14 protein-coding genes are annotated in these 19,358 nt (G+C 66.8%); 2 read left to right on the top strand and 12 right to left on the bottom strand.

The genetic code is table 11. From position 1 onward, the window contains the following. Positions 1-18: 18 nt before the first annotated feature. The 11 genes from EPAKOI_RS14860 to pilM form a co-directional block, all read right to left on the bottom strand. The gene (locus tag EPAKOI_RS14860; protein ID WP_124683064.1) at positions 19-1,485 is read right to left on the bottom strand and encodes a glutamate synthase subunit beta; all 1,467 of its coding nucleotides are present in this window, start codon (positions 1,483-1,485) and stop codon (positions 19-21) included. 115 nt (positions 1,486-1,600) lie between these two features. After that, complete coding sequence (locus tag EPAKOI_RS14865; RefSeq protein WP_423193525.1) at positions 1,601-6,268, bottom strand: glutamate synthase-related protein; 4,668 nt, start codon at positions 6,266-6,268, stop codon at positions 1,601-1,603. A gap of 408 nt (positions 6,269-6,676) precedes the next feature. Then, positions 6,677-7,396 (bottom strand): transposase, encoded by a 720-nt coding sequence (locus EPAKOI_RS14870; RefSeq protein WP_423192514.1) that lies wholly within the window; start codon positions 7,394-7,396, stop codon positions 6,677-6,679. 58 nt (positions 7,397-7,454) lie between these two features. Continuing rightward, positions 7,455-8,615, bottom strand: a complete 1,161-nt coding sequence (locus EPAKOI_RS14875) for a deoxyguanosinetriphosphate triphosphohydrolase (RefSeq protein WP_423192515.1) — start codon at positions 8,613-8,615, stop codon at positions 7,455-7,457. A gap of 54 nt (positions 8,616-8,669) precedes the next feature. Next, positions 8,670-9,776, bottom strand: a complete 1,107-nt coding sequence (aroB, locus tag EPAKOI_RS14880) for a 3-dehydroquinate synthase (RefSeq protein WP_423192516.1) — start codon at positions 9,774-9,776, stop codon at positions 8,670-8,672. Next, positions 9,773-10,333: a shikimate kinase gene (locus EPAKOI_RS14885; RefSeq protein WP_253700056.1), complete on the bottom strand. Its 561-nt coding sequence runs from the start codon at positions 10,331-10,333 to the stop codon at positions 9,773-9,775. Before EPAKOI_RS14885 ends, aroB begins: the two co-directional genes overlap by 4 nt. A 301-nt stretch (positions 10,334-10,634) precedes the next feature. Continuing rightward, complete coding sequence (pilQ, locus tag EPAKOI_RS14890; RefSeq protein WP_124683059.1) at positions 10,635-12,767, bottom strand: type IV pilus secretin PilQ; 2,133 nt, start codon at positions 12,765-12,767, stop codon at positions 10,635-10,637. Continuing rightward, positions 12,764-13,237 (bottom strand): pilus assembly protein PilP, encoded by a 474-nt coding sequence (locus tag EPAKOI_RS14895; protein ID WP_124685021.1) that lies wholly within the window; start codon positions 13,235-13,237, stop codon positions 12,764-12,766. The genes pilQ and EPAKOI_RS14895 overlap by 4 nt, the downstream gene beginning before the upstream one ends. A gap of 62 nt (positions 13,238-13,299) precedes the next feature. Beyond that, complete coding sequence (locus EPAKOI_RS14900) at positions 13,300-13,971, bottom strand: type 4a pilus biogenesis protein PilO (protein WP_124683058.1); 672 nt, start codon at positions 13,969-13,971, stop codon at positions 13,300-13,302. A 2-nt stretch (positions 13,972-13,973) separates the two neighbouring features. Further along, the gene (locus tag EPAKOI_RS14905; protein ID WP_423192517.1) at positions 13,974-14,618 is read right to left on the bottom strand and encodes a PilN domain-containing protein; all 645 of its coding nucleotides are present in this window, start codon (positions 14,616-14,618) and stop codon (positions 13,974-13,976) included. A gap of 19 nt (positions 14,619-14,637) precedes the next feature. Further along, complete coding sequence (pilM, locus tag EPAKOI_RS14910) at positions 14,638-15,708, bottom strand: type IV pilus assembly protein PilM (protein ID WP_172966022.1); 1,071 nt, start codon at positions 15,706-15,708, stop codon at positions 14,638-14,640. 453 nt (positions 15,709-16,161) lie between these two features. Between pilM and EPAKOI_RS14915 the strand changes: the two genes are divergently transcribed. Then, positions 16,162-18,540 (top strand): penicillin-binding protein 1A, encoded by a 2,379-nt coding sequence (locus tag EPAKOI_RS14915; RefSeq protein WP_313839986.1) that lies wholly within the window; start codon positions 16,162-16,164, stop codon positions 18,538-18,540. Between the two features lie 105 nt (positions 18,541-18,645). Here EPAKOI_RS14915 and cyaY read toward each other — a convergent pair whose 3' ends face one another. Beyond that, positions 18,646-18,978, bottom strand: coding sequence for an iron donor protein CyaY (gene cyaY, locus EPAKOI_RS14920; RefSeq protein ID WP_423192518.1), 333 nt, complete (start codon positions 18,976-18,978; stop codon positions 18,646-18,648). A gap of 128 nt (positions 18,979-19,106) precedes the next feature. On the opposite strand from cyaY, the gene lptM reads away from it, so the two are divergent. Next, entirely contained in the window at positions 19,107-19,358 is a 252-nt protein-coding gene (lptM, locus tag EPAKOI_RS14925) for an LPS translocon maturation chaperone LptM (protein ID WP_124683053.1), read from the top strand.

Below are 19,358 nucleotides of genomic sequence, written 5' to 3' on the forward strand. Positions count from 1 at the left end.
CATCGGACCCTGCGGCGCTCAGCGCGGCAGTTCCGAGTGGCCCATCAGGAAGGTGTCGACCGAGCGGGCGGCCTGGCGGCCTTCGCGGATGGCCCAGACCACCAGCGACTGGCCGCGGCGGACGTCGCCCGCGGCAAAGACCTTCGGCACGTTGGTGTGATAGGCGCGGTCGCCTTCCGTGGCGGCCTTGGCGTTCTTGCGCGCGTCCGTGTCCACGCCGAATGCCTCCAGCATCGAGCCCACCGGGTTCGTGAAGCCCATGGCCAGCAGCACCAGGTCGGCCTTCAGCACGAACTCGCTGCCCGGCACTTCCTGCATGCGGCCGTCCTTCCACTCCACGCGGCACGCCTTGAGCGCCGTGACCTTGCCGTTTTCGCCGATCAGTTCCTTGGTGGCGACCGACCAGTCGCGCGAGCAGCCTTCGTCGTGCGACGACGACGTGCGCAGCTTGATCGGCCAGTACGGCCACACCAGCGGCTTGTTCTCTTCTTCCGGCGGCTGCGGCAGCAGTTCGAACTGGGTGACCGATTCAGCACCGTGGCGGTTCGACGTGCCCACGCAGTCCGACCCCGTATCGCCGCCGCCGATCACGATCACGTGCTTGCCTTCGGCGCGGATCTCGTTCACGCCGTCGCCGGCCACTTCCTTGTTCTGCGGGATCAGGAATTCCAGCGCGTAGTGCACGCCGGCCAGGTCGCGGCCCGGCACCGGCAGGTCGCGCGGCACTTCGGAGCCGCCAGCCAGCACCACGGCGTCGAACTGGTCCATCAGCGCCTGGGCGGAGATGGTCTCGCGGGCGTAGTTCTTGATGCCGGCCGGCAGCTTGTCGCCATCGGTCACCATCACGCCCGCGCGGAAGGTCACGCCCTCGGTCTGCATCTGCTCGATGCGACGGTCGATCAGCGTCTTCTCCATCTTGAAGTCGGGGATGCCGTAGCGCAGCAGGCCGCCGATGCGGTCGTTCTTCTCGAACACGGTCACGTCGTGGCCGGCGCGCGCCAGTTGCTGCGCGGCGGCCAGGCCGGCCGGGCCCGAGCCCACCACGGCCACGGTCTTGCCGGTCTTGTGCTTCGGCACCTGCGGCGCCACCCAGCCCTCTTCCCAGGCCTTGTCGATGATGGCGTGCTCGATCGACTTGATGCCCACCGGCAGCTCGCTGATGCCCAGCGTGCAGGCCGCCTCGCACGGTGCCGGGCAGATGCGGCCCGTGAACTCGGGGAAGTTGTTGGTCTGGTGCAGCACCTCGATCGCCTGCTTCCAGTCCTGGCGATACACGAGGTCGTTGAAGTCCGGGATGATGTTGTTGACCGGGCAGCCGTTGTTGCAGAACGGGATGCCGCAGTCCATGCAGCGCGCACCCTGGATCTTCGCTTCGCTGTCGGACAGCGCGAACACGAATTCCTTGTAGTGCTTCACGCGCTTGACTACGGGTTCGTAGCCTTCGTTCTGGCGCGGAAATTCGAGAAAGCCAGTCGCCTTACCCATGTTGCATCCTTGGTCTTGCTTGGCGCGAGGCGGCCGGGCCGGCCTCGCGTGGGGTCAGTATCTTGTCGGTGCCGCGGCGCTTGGCCGCGGGCACCTCTCGTCGTGGGGCTGCCGGTCAGGCGGCGACCGCTTCGCGATCGCTGTCGCGGGCCGCCTGTTCCTTCTCGTACATCTCGCCCAGCGCGCGCTTGTACTCGGTCGGGAAGACCTTGACGAACTTGCGGCGTGCCGTGGTCCAGTCGGCCAGCAGCGCCTTGGCGCGCTCCGAACCGGTGTAGCGGAAATGCTGCTCGATCAGGTTGCGCAGGATCACTTCGTCCAGCTGGCGCTTGCCGCCGGCCTTGTGCCACTGCGATTCCGGCTGGCCCTTCTGCTGGTCGGCAGAGGCGAGCACGGCTTCCAGCGCCACCATCGACGTGTTGCAGCGCTTGTCGAACAGGCCGTCCTCGTCATAGACGTAGGCCACGCCGCCCGACATGCCGGCCGCGAAGTTGCGGCCCGTGCCGCCCAGCACCACCACGGTGCCGCCGGTCATGTACTCGCAACCATGGTCGCCGGTGCCTTCGACCACGGCCGTGGCGCCCGAGTTACGCACCGCAAAGCGCTCGCCGGCCACGCCGTTGAAGAACGCCTCGCCGGCCAGCGCGCCGTACAGCACCGTGTTGCCGACGATGATGTTGCGCGTGGGGTCGCCGCGGAACTCGTGCGGGGCGCGCACGATCACGCGGCCGCCCGACAGGCCCTTGCCGACGTAGTCGTTGGCGTCGCCCACGAGGTCCAGCGTGATGCCGTGCGCCAGGAACGCGCCGAACGACTGCCCGGCCGTGCCCTGGAGCTGGATGTGGATCGTGTCGTCGGGCAGCCCTTCGTGGCCGTACTGCTTGGCCACCACGCCGGACAGCATCGCGCCCACCGTGCGGTTCACGTTCTTGACCGGCTGGATGAACGACACGCGCTCGCCCTTGTCGATGGCCGGACGGGCCTTGGCAATCAGCGTGTGGTCCAGCGCCTTGCCGGCTTCCACCGACAGGCCGTGGTCCTGCACGTCGGTGTGGTAGCGCGGCACGTCGGCCGGGATCGGGGCCTGGTAGAAGATGCGGCCGAAGTCCAGGCCGCGTGCCTTCCAGTGTTCGATGCCGGCACGGATGTCGAGCAGGTCGGCGCGGCCGATCAGCTCGTCGAACGTGCGGATGCCCAGTTGCGCCATGATCTCGCGCGCTTCCTCGGCCACGAAGAAGAAGAAGTTCACCACGTGCTCGGGCTTGCCCTGGAACTTCTGGCGCAGCGCCGGATCCTGCGTGGCCACGCCCACCGGGCAGGTGTTCAGGTGGCACTTGCGCATCATGATGCAGCCCTCGGCCACCAGCGGCGCCGTGGCAAAGCCGAACTCGTCGGCGCCCAGCAGCGCGCCGATCACCACGTCGCGGCCGGTCTTCATCTGGCCGTCGGCCTGCACGCGGATGCGGTTGCGCAGGCCGTTCAGCATCAGCGTCTGCTGCGTCTCGGCCAGGCCCAGTTCCCACGGCGAGCCCGCGTACTTGATCGACGACCACGGCGAGGCGCCGGTGCCGCCGTCGTGGCCGGCGATGACCACGTGGTCGGCCTTGGCCTTGGCCACGCCGGCCGCCACGGTGCCCACGCCCACTTCGGACACGAGCTTGACCGAGATGTCGGACGACGGGTTGACGTTCTTCAGGTCGTGGATCAGCTGCGCCAGATCCTCGATCGAGTAGATGTCATGGTGCGGCGGCGGCGAGATCAGGCCCACGCCCGGCACCGAGTAGCGCAGCTTGCCGATGTAGTCGGACACCTTGTGGCCCGGCAGCTGGCCGCCTTCGCCCGGCTTGGCGCCCTGCGCCATCTTGATCTGGATCTGGTCGGCCGACGCCAGGTATTCGGCGGTCACGCCGAAACGGCCCGACGCCACCTGCTTGATCTTCGAGCGCAGCGAATCGCCGGGCTGCAGTGCCAGGTCCTTTTCCACCACGTGGTCGCCCAGCAGGCTCTTCAGCGAGTCGCCCTGCTTGATGGGGATGCCGCGCAGTTCGTTGCGGTAGCGCTTCTCGTCCTCGCCGCCCTCGCCCGTGTTCGACTTGCCGCCGATGCGGTTCATCGCCACGGCCAGCGTGGCATGGGCTTCGGTCGAGATCGAGCCCAGCGACATGGCGCCGGTGGCAAAGCGCTTGACGATTTCCTTGGCCGGTTCCACTTCCTCCAGCGGAATGGCGCGCGACGGGTCCACCTTGAACTCGAACAGCCCGCGCAGCGTCATGTGGCGGCGGCTCTGGTCGTTGATGATGTTCGCGTATTCCTTGTACGTCTGGTACTGGCCGCGGCCGTCCTCGGCGCGCACCGCGTGCTGGAGCTTGGCGATCGAATCCGGCGTCCACATGTGTTCTTCGCCACGGATCCGGAACGCGTACTCGCCGCCGGCGTCGAGCATGTTGCTCAGCACCGGGTTGCTGCCGAAGGCGTCGGTGTGCAGGCGCAGCGCTTCCTCGGCCACCTCGAAGATGCCGATGCCCTCGACGTTCGACGGCGTGCCGTGGAAGTACTTCTGCACCAGTTCGCGCGACAGGCCGATGGCCTCGAAGATCTGGGCGCCCGTGTACGACATGTACGTGGAGATGCCCATCTTCGACATCACCTTGAACAGGCCCTTGCCGATCGCCTTGACGAAGTTCTTGACCGCCTTCTCGGGCGACAGGTCGCCCGACAGGCCCGCGGCCATGTCGGCCAGCGTTTCCATGGCCAGGTACGGGTGCACGGCTTCGGCGCCATAGCCGGCCAGCAGCGCGAAGTGGTGCACCTCGCGGGCCGAGCCGGTTTCCACGACCAGGCCGCTGGACGTGCGCAGGCCCTTTTCCACCAGGTGATGGTGCACGGCCGACGTGGCCAGCAGCGCGGGGATGGCCACCTGCGTGTCGTCGACGCGGCGGTCGGACACGATCAGGATGTTGTAGCCCGAGCGCACGGCGTCCACCGCTTCGGCGCACAGCGACGCCAGGCGGGCCTCGATGCCCTCCTTGCCCCATGCCACCGGGTAGCAGATGTTCAGCTCGTACGACCGGAACTTGCCGCCCGTGTAGTGCTCGATGTTGCGGATCTTGGCGATGTCCTTGAAGTCCAGCACCGGCTGGGACACTTCAAGCCGCATCGGCGGGTTGATGTTGTTCAGCTCCAGCAGGTTCGGCTTCGGACCGATGAACGACACCAGCGACATGACCATGTTCTCGCGGATCGGGTCGATCGGCGGGTTGGTCACCTGGGCGAACAGCTGGCGGAAGTAGTGGTACAGCGTCTTGTTCTTGGACGACAGCACGGCCAGCGGCGAGTCGTTGCCCATCGAGCCCGTGGCTTCCTCGCCGGCCAGCGCCATCGGCGCCATCAGGAACTTGACGTCTTCCTGCGTGTAGCCAAACGCCTGCTGGCGGTCCAGCAGCGGCGACACCGGCTTCTTCTCGGCGGCCACGTCCTCGGGCTTGGCGTCGATCTCGTCGAGCTTGATGCGCACGGCGTCGATCCAGCTCTTGTACGGCTTGGCGTTGGCCAGGTTGTCCTTGAGCTCCTTGTCGTCGATGATGCGGCCCTGCTCCATGTCGATCAGGAACATCTTGCCCGGCTGCAGGCGCCATTTCTGGACGATCCGCGACTCGGGGAACGGCAGCACGCCGGCTTCCGACGCCAGCACGACGAAATCGTCCTCGGTCACGTAGAAGCGGGCCGGACGCAGGCCATTACGGTCCAGCGTGGCGCCGATCTGGCGGCCGTCGGTGAAGCAGATGGCGGCGGGGCCGTCCCACGGCTCCATCATCGCGGCGTGGTACTCGTAGAACGCGCGGCGGTTGTCGTCCATCAGCGTGTGCTGTTCCCAGGCTTCCGGGATCATCATCATCATCGCGTGGACGAGCGGGTAGCCAGCCATCGTCAGCAGTTCGAGGCAGTTGTCGAACGATGCCGTGTCCGACTGGCCCGGGTAGATCAGCGGCCAGAGCTTGGGCAGGTCGTCGCCGAGCACCGGCGACGAGATGGCGCCGGTCCGGGCGTTCACCCAGTTCACGTTGCCCTTGACCGTGTTGATTTCGCCGTTGTGGGCGACCATCCGGTACGGGTGGGCCAGTTCCCAGGCCGGGAACGTGTTGGTCGAGAAGCGCTGGTGCACCAGGGCCAGGGCCGACACGGCGCGCGAATCCTGCAGGTCCAGGTAGTACTCGCCCACCTGGTTGGCCAGCAGCAGGCCCTTGTACACGACGGTACGGGCCGACATCGACGGCACGAAGTATTCCTTGCCGTGCTTGAGCTTGAGCGCCTGGATGGCGTGGCTGGCCGTCTTGCGGATCACGTAGAGCTTACGTTCCAGCGCGTCCGTGGTCATGATGTCGCGGCCACGGCCAATGAAGATCTGGCGGATCACCGGCTCGGTCTTGCGCACGGTCGGGGACATCGGCATGTTGCAGTCCACCGGCACGTCGCGCCAGCCCAGCACGACCTGGCCTTCCAGGCGTACGGTGCGCTCCAGTTCCTGCTCGCAGGCCAGGCGCGAGGCGTGTTCCTTCGGCAGGAAGATCATGCCCACGCCGTACTCGCCATTGGGCGGCAGCGTCACGCCCTGCCTGGCCATTTCCTCGCGGTAGAACTGGTCCGGGATCTGGATCAGGATGCCCGCGCCATCGCCCATCAGCGCGTCGGCGCCCACGGCGCCCCGGTGGTCCAGGTTCTCCAGGATCTTCAGGCCCTGCGAGATGATCTCGTGGGACTTCTTGCCCTTGATGTGCGCGACCATGCCGACGCCGCAGGCGTCGTGCTCGTTGGTCGGGTCGTAGAGGCCCTGGGCCTGCGGGCGGGCGGCGAGATCGGAAGGTTGTTGCGAGTGGTCCACGGGCTGAATTCCGGTGAAGGCTGCGCAGCCAGCAAGGCAGACCGAACGGGATGGCTGTCGCGGGGGCGCCTCTGTCTCTTCGGACGGGCTTGGACGGACAACGGGACCGCAGCGGCGTACACGAGCGTGACGCGCCGCACAATGACTGTGGGTGGAGCAACTATAAGAGAAAGCCCTACTGCTCGCAAAATTATTAAATGGGGTCGGAATACATTTTTCTTCGCACAGTTTCGGCGTGAATTTTTAATGGGGACACATTAAATTGCGGCCGCATTTGCACTGGTTTGGTGCGATTCCTTTGGATTCCGGAAGTCAGTCGGTCGTCGCGCTGTCTTCGTCAGGAATAGTCGACTTCCGTGGTCGGCCTTTCGGCAGCGGCTGCACGCGGCGTGTGGCATGCCGCTCCAGTTGCGCCAGGAATGCTTCGCCGCCCAGCGGCCAGCCGCTGTGCGCATGCTTCTGCAAGGTGGCGAGCGTCCGGCCGGACAGGCCCTCGGCCATGAGCGCGCGGTAATTCGATTGCCGCTCGAATGGCGTGTTGCCAAGGTCCCAGTAGTTGGAGTGATCGCTCACAATGGCGCTGGCCTCGATGCCGGCGTGATGGCGATAGCTGCTCCAGCGATCGGTCTCGGGCGACAGGACGTCGCCGGCGCGCACGGCGTTGCCTTCTGCGTAGAGCATGGCCGGCAGCAGCCACGTTTCCGGCTCGATCACCGCCGAGCGGAAGCGCCCCTCCCACAGCGTGCCGGTGCGCTCCGCCACGCGGTTGAAGTGCCGCGCATAGCGCCGGCCCACCGCCTGCATCGTCAGACTCAGCGAATCCGGGCCCTTCGGCGTTGCCACGAGGTGGATGTGGTTGGGCCGCAGCGCATAGGCATGGATGGCGAGCTCATGCTCGCGCGCCGCCATGCGCAGGCAGTCGAGGTAGTGCAGGTAGTCTTCGTTCCCCAGGAACACTGGCTGGCGGTTGTTGCCACGTTGCAACACCAGGGCCGGCAGGCCGGCGGGGGAAAAGCGGGGAAGGCGGGCCATCGGGGCATCCCTCGTTGAGCGATGCCCGGATGATACCGTGATCTGTCCCCGTTTTCAGTCAGCCGATCGAATGGCTCTCGGTGACGGCAAAGATGCGGCGATGCTCGCGGATCGCATAGCGGTCGGTCATGCCGGCGATGTAGTGCGCGATCAGCCGGGGCTGGTCGGCGCCGTGGGCCGCCTGGTACTGGGGCGGCAGCAGCCGCGAGTCCTGCATGAACGCGTTGAACAGGTCGACGATGATCCGCTGCGCCTTGGCGGACATGCGCATCACCAGGTAGTGCCGGTACAGGTGGCGGAACAGTAAGCGCTTCAGCGCGGCCGCCTCCTCGTGGATCTTCGGGCTGAACGACACCAGCGGGCCGGCCGCCCGCACATCGTCGATCGACTTCGGATTGGCGGCGGCGATATTCCGCCCCGTCGTCTCGATCAGGTCAACGATCAGCGTGTTGATCATGCGCCGGACCGTCTCGTTGATCGCGCGCCGCCCGTTGATGCCCGGGAACGCGGCCGACACCTCGGCCCGGTGCCGCGCCCACATGGGCACTTCGTCCAGCTGGTCCAGCGTCAGCAGACCCGAGCGCAGGCCATCGTCGATATCGTGGTTGTTGTAGGCGATCTCGTCGGCCAGGTTGGCCAGCTGGGCCTCCAGCGACGGCTGGCTGCCCTCCAGGAACCGCCGGCCCAGTTCGCCCAGCGCCGCCGCGTTGACGCGCGAGCAATGCTTGAGAATGCCTTCGCGCGTCTCGAACGTCAGGTTCAGCCCGTTGAAGCCGCCGTAGCGCTCTTCCAGCTCGTCCACGACCAGCAGGCTCTGCAGGTTGTGCTCGAAGCCGCCATGGTTCTTCATGCACCCGTTCAGCGCGTCCTGGCCGGCATGGCCGAACGGCGTGTGGCCCAGGTCATGCGCCAGCGAGATCGCCTCGACCAGATCCTCGTTGAGCCGCAGGTTGCGGGCGATCGACCGCGCGATCTGCGCCACCTCCAGGCTATGCGTCAGGCGCGTCCGGAACAGGTCGCCCTCGTGGTTGACGAACACCTGCGTCTTGTATTCCAGCCGGCGGAAGGCCGTGCTGTGGATGACGCGGTCCCGGTCGCGCTGGAATTCGCTGCGCGAGGACGACGCCGGCTCGGCATGCACCCGTCCGCGCGTGTTGGCGGAACGCGCGGCAAAGGGGGCGAGATGGGCGTCGAGGTCGGTCACTGGCGTGTGGGTCATGCGGCAATCCGTGGTTCCGTGGCTGGTTCGGGGTTGCAAGGCATAACCAGGCGCTCAGGCGACCGGTGCCTCGGTGGGAGGTTTCAGGACGGCGTGGCGCAGCGTGTCGCGCAGGTCCGGGTCGGGCACGGTGGTGATGAACGCCTCGCCCAGCTTGCGCAGCAAAATGAACTTGATGCTGCCGGCTTCCGCCTTCTTGTCCACCTTCATCAGTTCGATGTAGCGGTCGATGCCCAGGTCCGGCGCCACCACGGGCAGCATCGCCGTCTGCGTCAGCTCGCGGATACGGGCGCGCGTCTCGGTGTCGATGAACCCGAGCCGGTGCGACAGGTCCGCCGCCATCACCATGCCGCAGCCCACGGCCTCGCCGTGCAGCCATTCGCCGTAGCCCATGCCGGCCTCGATCGCATGGCCGAAGGTGTGGCCGAAGTTCAGGATGGCGCGCAGGCCGCCCTCGCGCTCGTCCTGCGCCACCACGGCCGCCTTGATCTCGCACGAGCGGCGCACCGCCTCGGCCATCAGCACCGTGTCGCAGGCGTTGAGCGCCGCGATATTGGCCTCGATCCAGCCAAAGTAGCCGGCGTCGGCAATCGCGCCGTGCTTGATGACCTCGGCCAGACCGGCCGCCAGCTCGCGCGGCGGCAGCGTGCGCAGCGTGTCGATGTCGGCGATCACCGCGTTGGGCTGGTGGAACGCGCCGATCATGTTCTTGCCGAGCGGATGGTTGATGCCAGTCTTGCCGCCCACCGACGAATCCACCTGGGACAGCAGCGTCGTCGGCATCTGCACGAACGGCACGCCGCGCATGTAGCAGGCCGCCGCGAAGCCGGTCATGTCGCCCACCACGCCGCCGCCCAGCGCGATCAGCGTGGTCTTGCGGTCGGCGCCCGCCTGCAGCAGCGCATCGAAGATCAGGTTCAGCGTTTCCCACTGCTTGAACCGCTCGCCATCGGGCAGCACCACGGTGCGGACGGTCTTGCCGAGCCCGGCAAGCACCGCCTCCACGCGCGCCGCGTACAGCGGACCGACCGTCTCGTTGGTCACGATGACGGCGTGCTGGCCGCGCACGTGCGGCTGCAGCAGGTCGGCGCGGTCCAGCAGGCCGCCGCCGATATGGATGGGGTAGCTACGCGCCCCGAGATCGACTTCCAGCGTGATCATGAATGGGTGTCCTGCGCCGGCTGCCCGGCCACCGGTTCGGTGTCGGGCACGGTTTCCTCGGGCGGAAACGTGAAGCCGGCCATTTCAAGTTGCATGAGAACCATATTAGCAAGCTGCGCCACGGTCGGCTTGCCGGTTTCGATGATGAAGTCCGCCACTTCGCGGTAGAGCGGGTCACGCTGGGCGTAGAGCGCCTCCAGCCGGCCCTTCGGGTCCTCCGTCTGCAGCAGCGGACGGTTGCGGTCATGGCGCGTGCGCAGCCAGAGGTCGTGCGGGCTGGCCCGCAGGTAGACCACGGTGCCGTTCGCCTTCAGTGCTTCCCGATTGGCCGGGCGCAGCACCGCGCCGCCGCCCGTGGCCAGCACGATGCCGGTCCGGCCGGTCAGCTCGGCGATCATCTGCGCCTCGCGGTCCCGGAAACCGTCTTCGCCCTCGTGCTCGAAGATCACGGGAATCTTGACACCGCAACGCGCTTCCAGCTCGTGGTCCGAGTCGAAGAACGGGTAGTTCAGGCGTCGGGCCACCGAACGGCCGACGGTGGTCTTGCCGGCGCCCATCAGGCCAACAAAGAAAAGATTCGGGCGATTGGCTGTCACTGGACTGTCTTGCACGATAAGGCTCGGGGCCCGGCCACCCGGTCGGTCCGCCGCGCCGGCGTGCTGCATACGCCATTGCGCCGTGTCGTGACCGGCTCCGGCTGGCCGCCGGTTTCCCGCGTTGCCGCCAAAAAGAAAAAGGCCGCGTCAGATGCGACGCGGCCTGCCAGTCTACTGCATCCGGGGCCCCAACTGCACCCGGGCGCCCGTTTTCAGAATCGTCTCAAGCGGGCGGGCGGCGCCCTCCGGCCTGCTTGCGGACTTACTTCAGCGAGACGCTGTCGTTCAGGATCCGCGGCGTCAGGAACACCAGCAACTCGGTGCGGTTGTTGACCTTGGCGTTATTCCGGAACAGGTAGCCCAGCACCGGGATCTCGGCCAGGAACGGCACCTTGCTGTAGTTGTTGCTCTCGTCCTGGCTGTAGATGCCGCCGATCACCACCGTGCCGCCGTTTTCCACCAGCACCTGCGTCTGCACGTGCTTGGTGTCGATGGCGAACCCGTTGACGGTCTGGATACCCACGCTGTCCTTGTTCACGTCGACGTCGAGCAGCACGTTGCCTTCCGGCGTGATCTGCGGCGTGACCTCCAGCTTCAGGTTGGCCTTGCGGAACTGCACCGACGTGGCGCCGCTCGACGTGGCCGACTGGTACGGCAGTTCCGTACCCTGCTCGATCAGCGCCTTGATGTTGTTGGCCGTCACCACGCGCGGGCTGGAGATGATCTTGCCCTTGCCGTCGGCTTCCAGCGCGGACAGTTCCAGGTCCAGGAAGCGGCCGGCCGCCGTGTTGAAGATGCTGAACGCCACCGACGCCGGATTCGTGCCGTTGATCGCCGCCGCCGGCAGGCTGACCGCCGGGCTCGTGGTCCACTGCGCGTCCTGGGTGAACGGCGACGCCACGTTCTCGTACGTGTTGCCGTAGCCGGCGCCCGACCGGCGCGACGCAAACCCGAGCTTGACGCCGAGGTTGCGGCTGAACGTGTCGCTGGCTTCGACGATGCGTGCCTCGATCACCACCTGGCGCACCGGGATGTCGATCTTCTGCAGGAAGCCCTGCACCTCTTCCAGCTTGGAGCCGATGTCGGACACGAACAACTGGTTCGTCCGCGGATCAGCCGTCAGCGAGCCGCGCTTGGACAGCATCCGCGTGGCGCCACCGCTGGCGCCCGCGCCGCCGACTGCCGCGGCCGACACGCCGCCGCCGCCGGCAGAGAGGCCCAGCAGCATCCGCCGCACGTCCTCGGCGCGCTGGTAGTTCAACTGGAACACCTGGCTGCGGATCGGCTCCAGCTCGTTGATCTGCTGCTGCGCTTCCAGCTCCAGCTTTTCCTTGGTCGCCAGCTCGGCCTTCGGGGCCACCCACAGCACGTTGCCGTTGCGGCGCGATGCCAGGCCCTTCGAATCCAGCACGATCTGCAGCGCCTGGTCCCACGGCACATCCTTGAGGCGCAGCGTCAGGTTGCCCTGCACCGTGTCGCTCGTGATGATGTTCAGGTTCGTGAAATCGGCAAAGACCTGCAGCAGCGACCGGATGTCGATGTTCTGGAAGTTCAGCGACAACCGCTCGCCGCGATACCCCTGGCCGGCAATCAGCTTGTTCGGATCTTCCTTGACCTGGCGCACCTCCACCACGAACTGGTTGTCCGTCTGGTACGAGCTGTATTCCCAGTTGCCGCGCGGCTCGATCGTCAGGCGCGCGGCGCCGTTGGCGTCGGTGGCGCGCATGGCCTGGACCGGCGTGCCGAAGTCGGTCACGTCGAAGCGGCGGCGCAGGTCCGCCGGCAGCCCCGTGCCGATGAAGTCGACCACCAGGTTCTGTCCCTGCTGCTGGATGTTGATCCCCGAGTCGCGCGACGACAGGTCCACCACCACGCGCCCCGCCCCGTCGGTGCCGCGGCGGAAGTCGATGTTGCGGATCAGCGTGCGGTTGACCGCCACGGGCTGCATGACCGGGGCCGCCGGCGCGAACGTCGGCGCGGCCGCCGTGGCGGACTGCGCCACGTTGTCCATCAGCACCACGAACTGGGTGCCGCGCATTTCCGTGCGGTACGTGGCCGTGCGGGCCAGGTTCAGCACCACGCGGGTGCGGTCCCCGATCTGCATCACGTTGGCGCTCTTCAGCAGCTTGCCGGCGTACTCGTACTGCGCGCGGCCCGCCGCGAAGCCGGTGTCGAAGAAGTCGATCGCGATCTTCGCCGGGTTCTGCGTCGTGAAATCCACCGGCTTCTGCGCCAGCGGGCTCTTGAGGTCGACCGTGAACACGGTCTGCTCGCCAACGACGTTGGCCTCCACCTGTTTGAGCTGGTTGTTCTGTGCCAGTGCGGCCGGAGAGGCCAGCACCAGCGCCATCGCTGAAGCGCCCGCAAGCGCCCGGACCCAACGTGCCGTGATCATGCGGATGCCTCCAGCTTCAGGCTGGTCATTTTCTCTTTCCAATCTGAGACCCCTTCCCGAACCAATTCGCGCAACACGATCTCCTGATCGCTGATGCGGACCACCCGGCCATAGCTCTGGCCGAGATACTGACCCACCTTGACGTGGTGGATCTTGTTATCTACGCGTACGACACCGTAGGTCTCGCCGTTTTTCTTCAGCATGCCGAGCATCTTGAAGTTCTCCAGCGGATAGTCTTCAAGCGGCTCGTGTCGCCGGCCGGCCTCCGGCGACTCGGACATCGTCTTGTTCAGCTCGCCGATCTTGGTCTGCGCGAACGGCTCCGGCGACGTGCGCCCGCCGTACTCGCGCGGCGTGTACGGCTTGACCTCGGGCAACGGCTCGGGCGGCGGGGCCTTGGCGGCGCGGGTCTGCGCCATCCACTGCTGCAGGCCGGCGTCGTCGCTCTGGCCGCAGCCGGCCAGGGCCATCACGGCCAGGGCCGCGGCGGCGAACGTGTGCAGGGCGACCGGCGGGCATCGGGTCAGGCGGCTCACTTGGCGCCTCCCTTCTTCTTGGCGGCGGCATCGGCGGCAGCCTTGCGCTGCGCGGCCTGCTCGTCCGGATCCAGTGCCCGGTAGGCCATTGCCACGGCTTCCATCGACAGCGTGCCGTCCTTGCCCGTCGTCATGTTCAGGTTACGCATCGACACGATCCGCGACAGCGCCGCCACGTCGGCGTTGAACAGCGCCACGTCGTGGTAGCGGCCCGTGACCTTGAGGTTGACCGGGATTTCGGCGAAGTACGGCTTCACGACGGCGGCCTGGGGCTTGAACAGCTCGAACTGCAGCCCACGGGCCACGCCGGCGTGGTTGACGTCGGCCAGCAGCGCGTCCATTTCCGTGCTGTTCGGCAGTTGCCGCTCGGCCAGGGCCACGCGCTTTTCCACCTCCACCTTCTGCTTGCGCAGTTCGTCCAGATTGGCCACCTGGGCGACCTTCGACGCGAACTGCTGGCGTAGCTGCTCGTGCTCGGCGTGCTTGCGTTCCAGCTCGTCCTGCTTGTCGCTCCAGTAGAACTGCCATCCCAGCACCAGCACGATCAGCGCGGCCAGCACGGAGAACAGCACGCGCGGCGCGGCGGGCCAGGTCTCGGGTTCGTTGAGGTTCAGGCCGCGGAACTGCGCGGTCAGGTCCTGAAGCGAGATATCGGAATTGAGTGCCATGATCAGACCTTGCCTCCCGCGGGCTTGGCCGCCGCGTCGGAGGCGCCCTTCTTCTTGTCGCCCGGCTGCTCCGGGGCGCGGTACGAGAGGCGCATCGAGAAGTCGAACAGCCGGCGCTGCTCGCGCAGGTTGTTGGTCATCATGATCGCCTTGGACTCCACCAGCTCGGCGCGGTCGAGCCATTGCACCTGGCCGATGTTGCGCAGCAGTTCGGACACGCGCTCGTTGGACTGGGCCACGCCGGACATGACGAAGTCGTCTCCGGTCTGCTTGAGCCCGTTCAGGTACACGCCTTCAGGCACCTGGCGCACCAGTTCCTCCAGCAGCTGCACCGGCAGGTTGCGCTGCGCCTGCAGGCTCTCGATGGCGCGCTGGCGATCCAGCAGGGCCTCGATGTCCTTCTTCAGGGTGTTGACCTCGCGGATCTGCCCGTCCATGCGGGCGTTCTCGGTCGTCAGCGTCTGGTTCAGCGCCGTCGTCTCGTCGATCTGCGCGTCGATGTAGAAGCCGCCGATCAGCACTACCAGCGCGCCGGCGCCCGCCGCGCCGCCGAGCATGGTGTAGACCTTCTTGCGCCGGGCGGCCTTGCGCGCCTCGTGATACGGCAGCAGGTTGACCGACGGAATGGTATTCGTCGTCGTGGACATGGGTGTCCCCCCGGGTGGCTTATTGCAGGCCGCGCAGCGCCAGTCCCGCACTGACGATGTAGGCGGGCAGGTCGCGCTGGAGATAGCGCTCGTTGACCTTGCCTGCGGTCGTCATGTTTGCGAAAGGATTGGCCAGCGTGGTCGTGATCTGCGTCTGTTGCTGGATCGCCGCCTGGACACCCAGCAGCGATGCGTGCCCGCCGGAAAGCAGGATCTCGTCGACGCGGCCGAGGCTGGAGCTGGCGATGAAGTTGCCGATGGCGCCCTGCACCTCCATGGCCAGCGCCTCTAGCGACGGCTTGAGCAGTTGCGCGCGCCAGGCATCGGGAAGCGTGTTCTTGCGCTTCTTGATTTCCGCCTTGAGCGCGTCGAGCGTGAACATGCGCGCCGCGCTCTGCGTCAACTGGTCGCCGTAGCTGTTGAGCGGCTGCTCGTAGAGTTCCTTCCAGCCCTGGTAGAAGATGGCCTTGGAGCGGCTGCCGCCGAGGTGGACCACTGCCACCACGGGCATGTCCTTGGCGTCGGTCTCCGTCAGCCCGGCGGGTACGCCGAGCATCTGGACCACCGAGCGCTGCACGGCGAATTCCTCCACGTCCATCACCTGCGGCTTCAGGCCGGCCATCTCGGCCGCCGTCACGCGCTCCTGGACACGATCACTGTTGGCGGCCGTGACACGCACGCCGATGCCGCCTTCCGTTTCGCTGGGACCAATCACCGCGAAGTCGAAGTTCACCGCCTGGGAAGGCGGATAGAGGCGGTGCGCCTCCGATTCGACCTGCGAATAGAGTTCGTCTTCGGACAGGTTGTCCGGCAGACTGACCGTCTGGGATTCCGTCAGCATGGACGGCACGCCAAGGACCACGTCCTTGGTGCGGATGCCGGCCTTGCCGAGCGCGCGCTTGAGCGCGATGCCCACGGCCTCGATGTTGACCACGTTGCCATCGGCAACGGCGTTGCGGTCCAGCAGTTCGCTGGCGCATTTTTCCAGCCTGAAGTCGTTTTTGCCTGCCCCGACGGACAGCTCGACGACCTTGACGCTGGACGACCCGATATCCACGCCGACCGTAGTGCGGCGCAGAAGACCCGACAAGATGCCCCGTCGCAAGGTGACCCCCTGACATTTGAACTCGCCCACGGCATGTTTGCTCTAATGGTGCGAGCCAGTTTCTTTGGATGAAACGTTTGCTCTTTTATGTTCGTGGATTCTCACAAAATCCGGAGGCGCTGGCAATGTGCCGCTCTGACCACGCTTTCTTTTTGAGAATGCGCCCCCGAATCCGTTGTCAAAATCCCACGGTCCGCAACCCCGCGATCGGGTGGCATCGGGCCGACACGAACGCTCCCGATCATCCTCCGCATCGCCCCGCCCGCCGCGTCCGACGACGGCCAGCCCGCCTCCCGCCCACCTCTTTCACCGCGTGACCATCTGATATCAGCGCCATTACATCTTGTAACAGCGTCGTAGCGTCTCCGGCGGCACTGCCGGGCCGGGGCGCACGGGCACCGACGATATAATCGCGGCACTCTTGTTAGGTAAACCCTTATGGCCACAGCACAACAGAAGCCGTCCCTCCCCGTCCGCCGTCCGCTGTGGGCGCGCGTCATGTTCTGGGTACTTGGGCTGCTTGCTGCCGGCGCCGTCGCCGTGGCGCTGCTGGTTGGCTATGCGCTGGTCGTGGCCGCGCCGAACCTGCCGTCGCTCGACACGATCACCGACTACCGCCCCAAGATCCCGCTGCGCATCTACACCGCCGACAACGTGCTGATCGGCGAGTTTGGCGAGGAGCGCCGCAACTTCGTGCCGATCAGCGAGATTCCCGACGTCATGAAGAAGGCCGTGCTGGCCATCGAGGACGACCGCTTCTACGAGCACGGCGGTGTGGACTTCGTGGGCGTGATGCGGGCCGGCCTGGCCAACCTGCGCGGCGGGCTGTCGCAGGGCGCGTCGACGATCACGATGCAGGTGGCGCGCAACTTCTTCCTGTCCAGCGAGAAGACCTACACGCGCAAGATCTACGAGATGCTGCTGGCGTACAAGATCGAGGCCAACCTGAGCAAGGACCAGATCCTCGAGCTGTACATGAACCAGATCTACCTGGGCCAGCGCGCCTATGGCTTTGCCAGCGCCGCGCGCGTCTACTTCGGCAAGTCGATCAAGGACGTGACGCCGGCCGAGGCCGCGATGCTGGCCGGGCTGCCCAAGGCGCCGTCGGCCTACAACCCGGTGGTGAACCCGCGCCGTGCCAAGGTGCGCCAGGAATACATCCTCCAGCGCATGCGCGACTTGCGCTACATCACGCCGGAGCAATACGACCAGGCCGTGCGCGAGGAACTGAAGGTGCGCAGCGAAGGCAACGAGTTCTCGACGCATGCCGAGTACGTGGCCGAGATCGTGCGCCAGCTGATGTACGCGCAGTATCGCGAGGAAACCTACACCCGCGGCCTGACGGTCTACACGACGCTGAACAAGACCGACCAGGACGCCGCCTACGAGGCCGTGCGCAACGGCATCATGACCTACGAGCGCAAGCACGGCTACCGCGGGCCGGAGGCGTTCATCGACCTGCCGTCCGGCGCCGCCGAGCGCGAGCAGGCCATCGACGACGCGCTGGTCGAGCATCCGGGCAGCGACGACCTGCGCTCGGCCGTGGTGACCAGCGTGTCGGCCAAGCAGGTCAAGGCGACGCTGCTGTCCGGCGAGGTGGCGACGATCGAGGGCTCGGCGCTGCGCTTCATCGCGCCGTCGCTGTCGGCCAATGCCCAGCCCAAGGTCAAGATCCGGCCGGGCGCGATCATCCGCGTGACGCAGGACCCGAAGGACAACAGCTGGTCGGTCACGCAGCTGCCCGAGGTGGCGGCCGCGTTCATTTCGCTGAACCCCGAGGACGGGTCGATCCGCTCGATGGTGGGTGGCTTCGACTTCAACCGCAACAAGTTCAACCATGTGACGCAGGCCTGGCGCCAGCCGGGCTCCAGCTTCAAGCCGTTCATCTACACGGCGGCGCTGGAAAAGGGCTTCTCGCCCGCGACGGTCATCAACGACGCCCCGCTCAGCATCGGCCCCGACACCGGCGGCCAGGTCTGGGAGCCGAAGAACTACGACGGCAAGTTCGAGGGCCCGATGACCATGCGCCGCGCGCTGGCCAAGTCGAAGAACCTGGTCTCGGTGCGGATCCTGCGCGCGATCGGCACCCAGTACGCGCAGGACTACATCACGCGCTTCGGCTTCGAGGCCGACAAGCACCCGGCCTACCTGCCGATGGCGCTGGGCTCGGGCAGCGTCACGCCGCTGCAGATGGCCGGCGCCTATTCGGTGTTCGCCAACGGCGGCTACCGCGTCAATCCGTACCTGATCCAGCGCGTGGAAGACTCGCGCGGCAAGGTCATCTCCGAGACGCATCCGCAGAAGGCCGGCGAGGACGCCGTGCGCGTGCTGGACGCCCGTACCGCCTTCATCGCCGACAGCATGCTGCGCGAGGTGGTGCGCAGCGGCACGGCCAACCCGGCCAAGCAGCGCCTGGGCCGCAACGACATGGCCGGCAAGACCGGTACGACCAACGACGCCGTCGATGCCTGGTTTGCCGGCTACACGCCGAAGCTGGTGGCCATCGCCTGGATGGGCTACGACCAGCCCAAGAGCCTGGGCGTGCGCGAGACCGGTGGCGGCCTGGCCCTGCCGATCTGGGTCGGCTACATGAGCAAGGCGCTCAAGGGCGTGCCGGAGAGCCCGGATCGCCAGCCGCCCGAGGGCGTGGTGATGGCCGCGGGCGACTGGACGCTGGAGGAGAATGCGGCCGGCGCCGGCGTGGCGTCGGTGGGCCTGGGAGACCCGTGGCCCGGCAAGCCCGAGGAAAGCTCGCGCCCGCCGCAGGACACCGAGCAGGAAAAGAAGAAGATCCTGGAAATGTTCGGCGGCGCCTGACGGCCTGCCCGGCCTGCCGCCCGTCCCTGGCTAGGGCGGGCGAAAAAACCGGCCCAGAAGGGCCGGTTTTTTTGTGGCTTGCGCCAGTGTCACAGCATCACGGCGTCACAGTGCCAGCGTGGTGCCGGCCTGCTGGCTCATGTAGCCGGACAGCGCCGCGTACAGCTCGGCGCCACTGCGCGTGTCGACCCAGCGGCTGCCCTCGTGACGGAAGTGAAAGCCGCCGGCCTTGGCCGCCACCCACAGCTCCTGCATCGGCGCCTGGCTGTTGACGATGATCTTGGAGCCGTCCTCGAATTCCAGTTCCATCACGTTGCCGGTGCGGTTGATCTCCACGTCGGCGTCGGCGGCATCGGCGGCAGCCTCGATGTCGGCTTCCAGCTTGTCCAGGGCCGCGCTGGCCAGCGCCAGGAACTCGGTCTCGCTAAGGGGGGGCATGCTACACTCCAAGGCCGCCGGCAGCCCTCAGGACGGGACCACTCGGCCGGCATCAAATTGATCGGAAACAGGAAAGCCACGCGCTTTCCAAGCCATCCGGAAGCCATCCAACAATGAAAGACTCCCCGATGCTGCGTCGTGCTGCGATTGTATCGGCGTTTGCCGCCCTGCTCGCGATACCCCTGGCCGGGTGCGGCATTCGTGGCCCGCTGTACATGCCGCGCGTGCCGCCGGCCCCCACGCCGCCCACCGTGCCCGACCCGGGCCTGGGCCAGCCCGGCGCCACGCCGCCGGCCACCACGCCCATGGGCGAGCCGGCCACGTCCGCGCCGGTGCGCACCGAACCCGCCAAGAACAGCTCCGCCCCCTCGGCACGTTGA

It is taken from the genome of Cupriavidus sp. H18C2, assembly GCF_049393795.1.
Classification (GTDB): domain Bacteria; phylum Pseudomonadota; class Gammaproteobacteria; order Burkholderiales; family Burkholderiaceae; genus Cupriavidus; species Cupriavidus pauculus_C.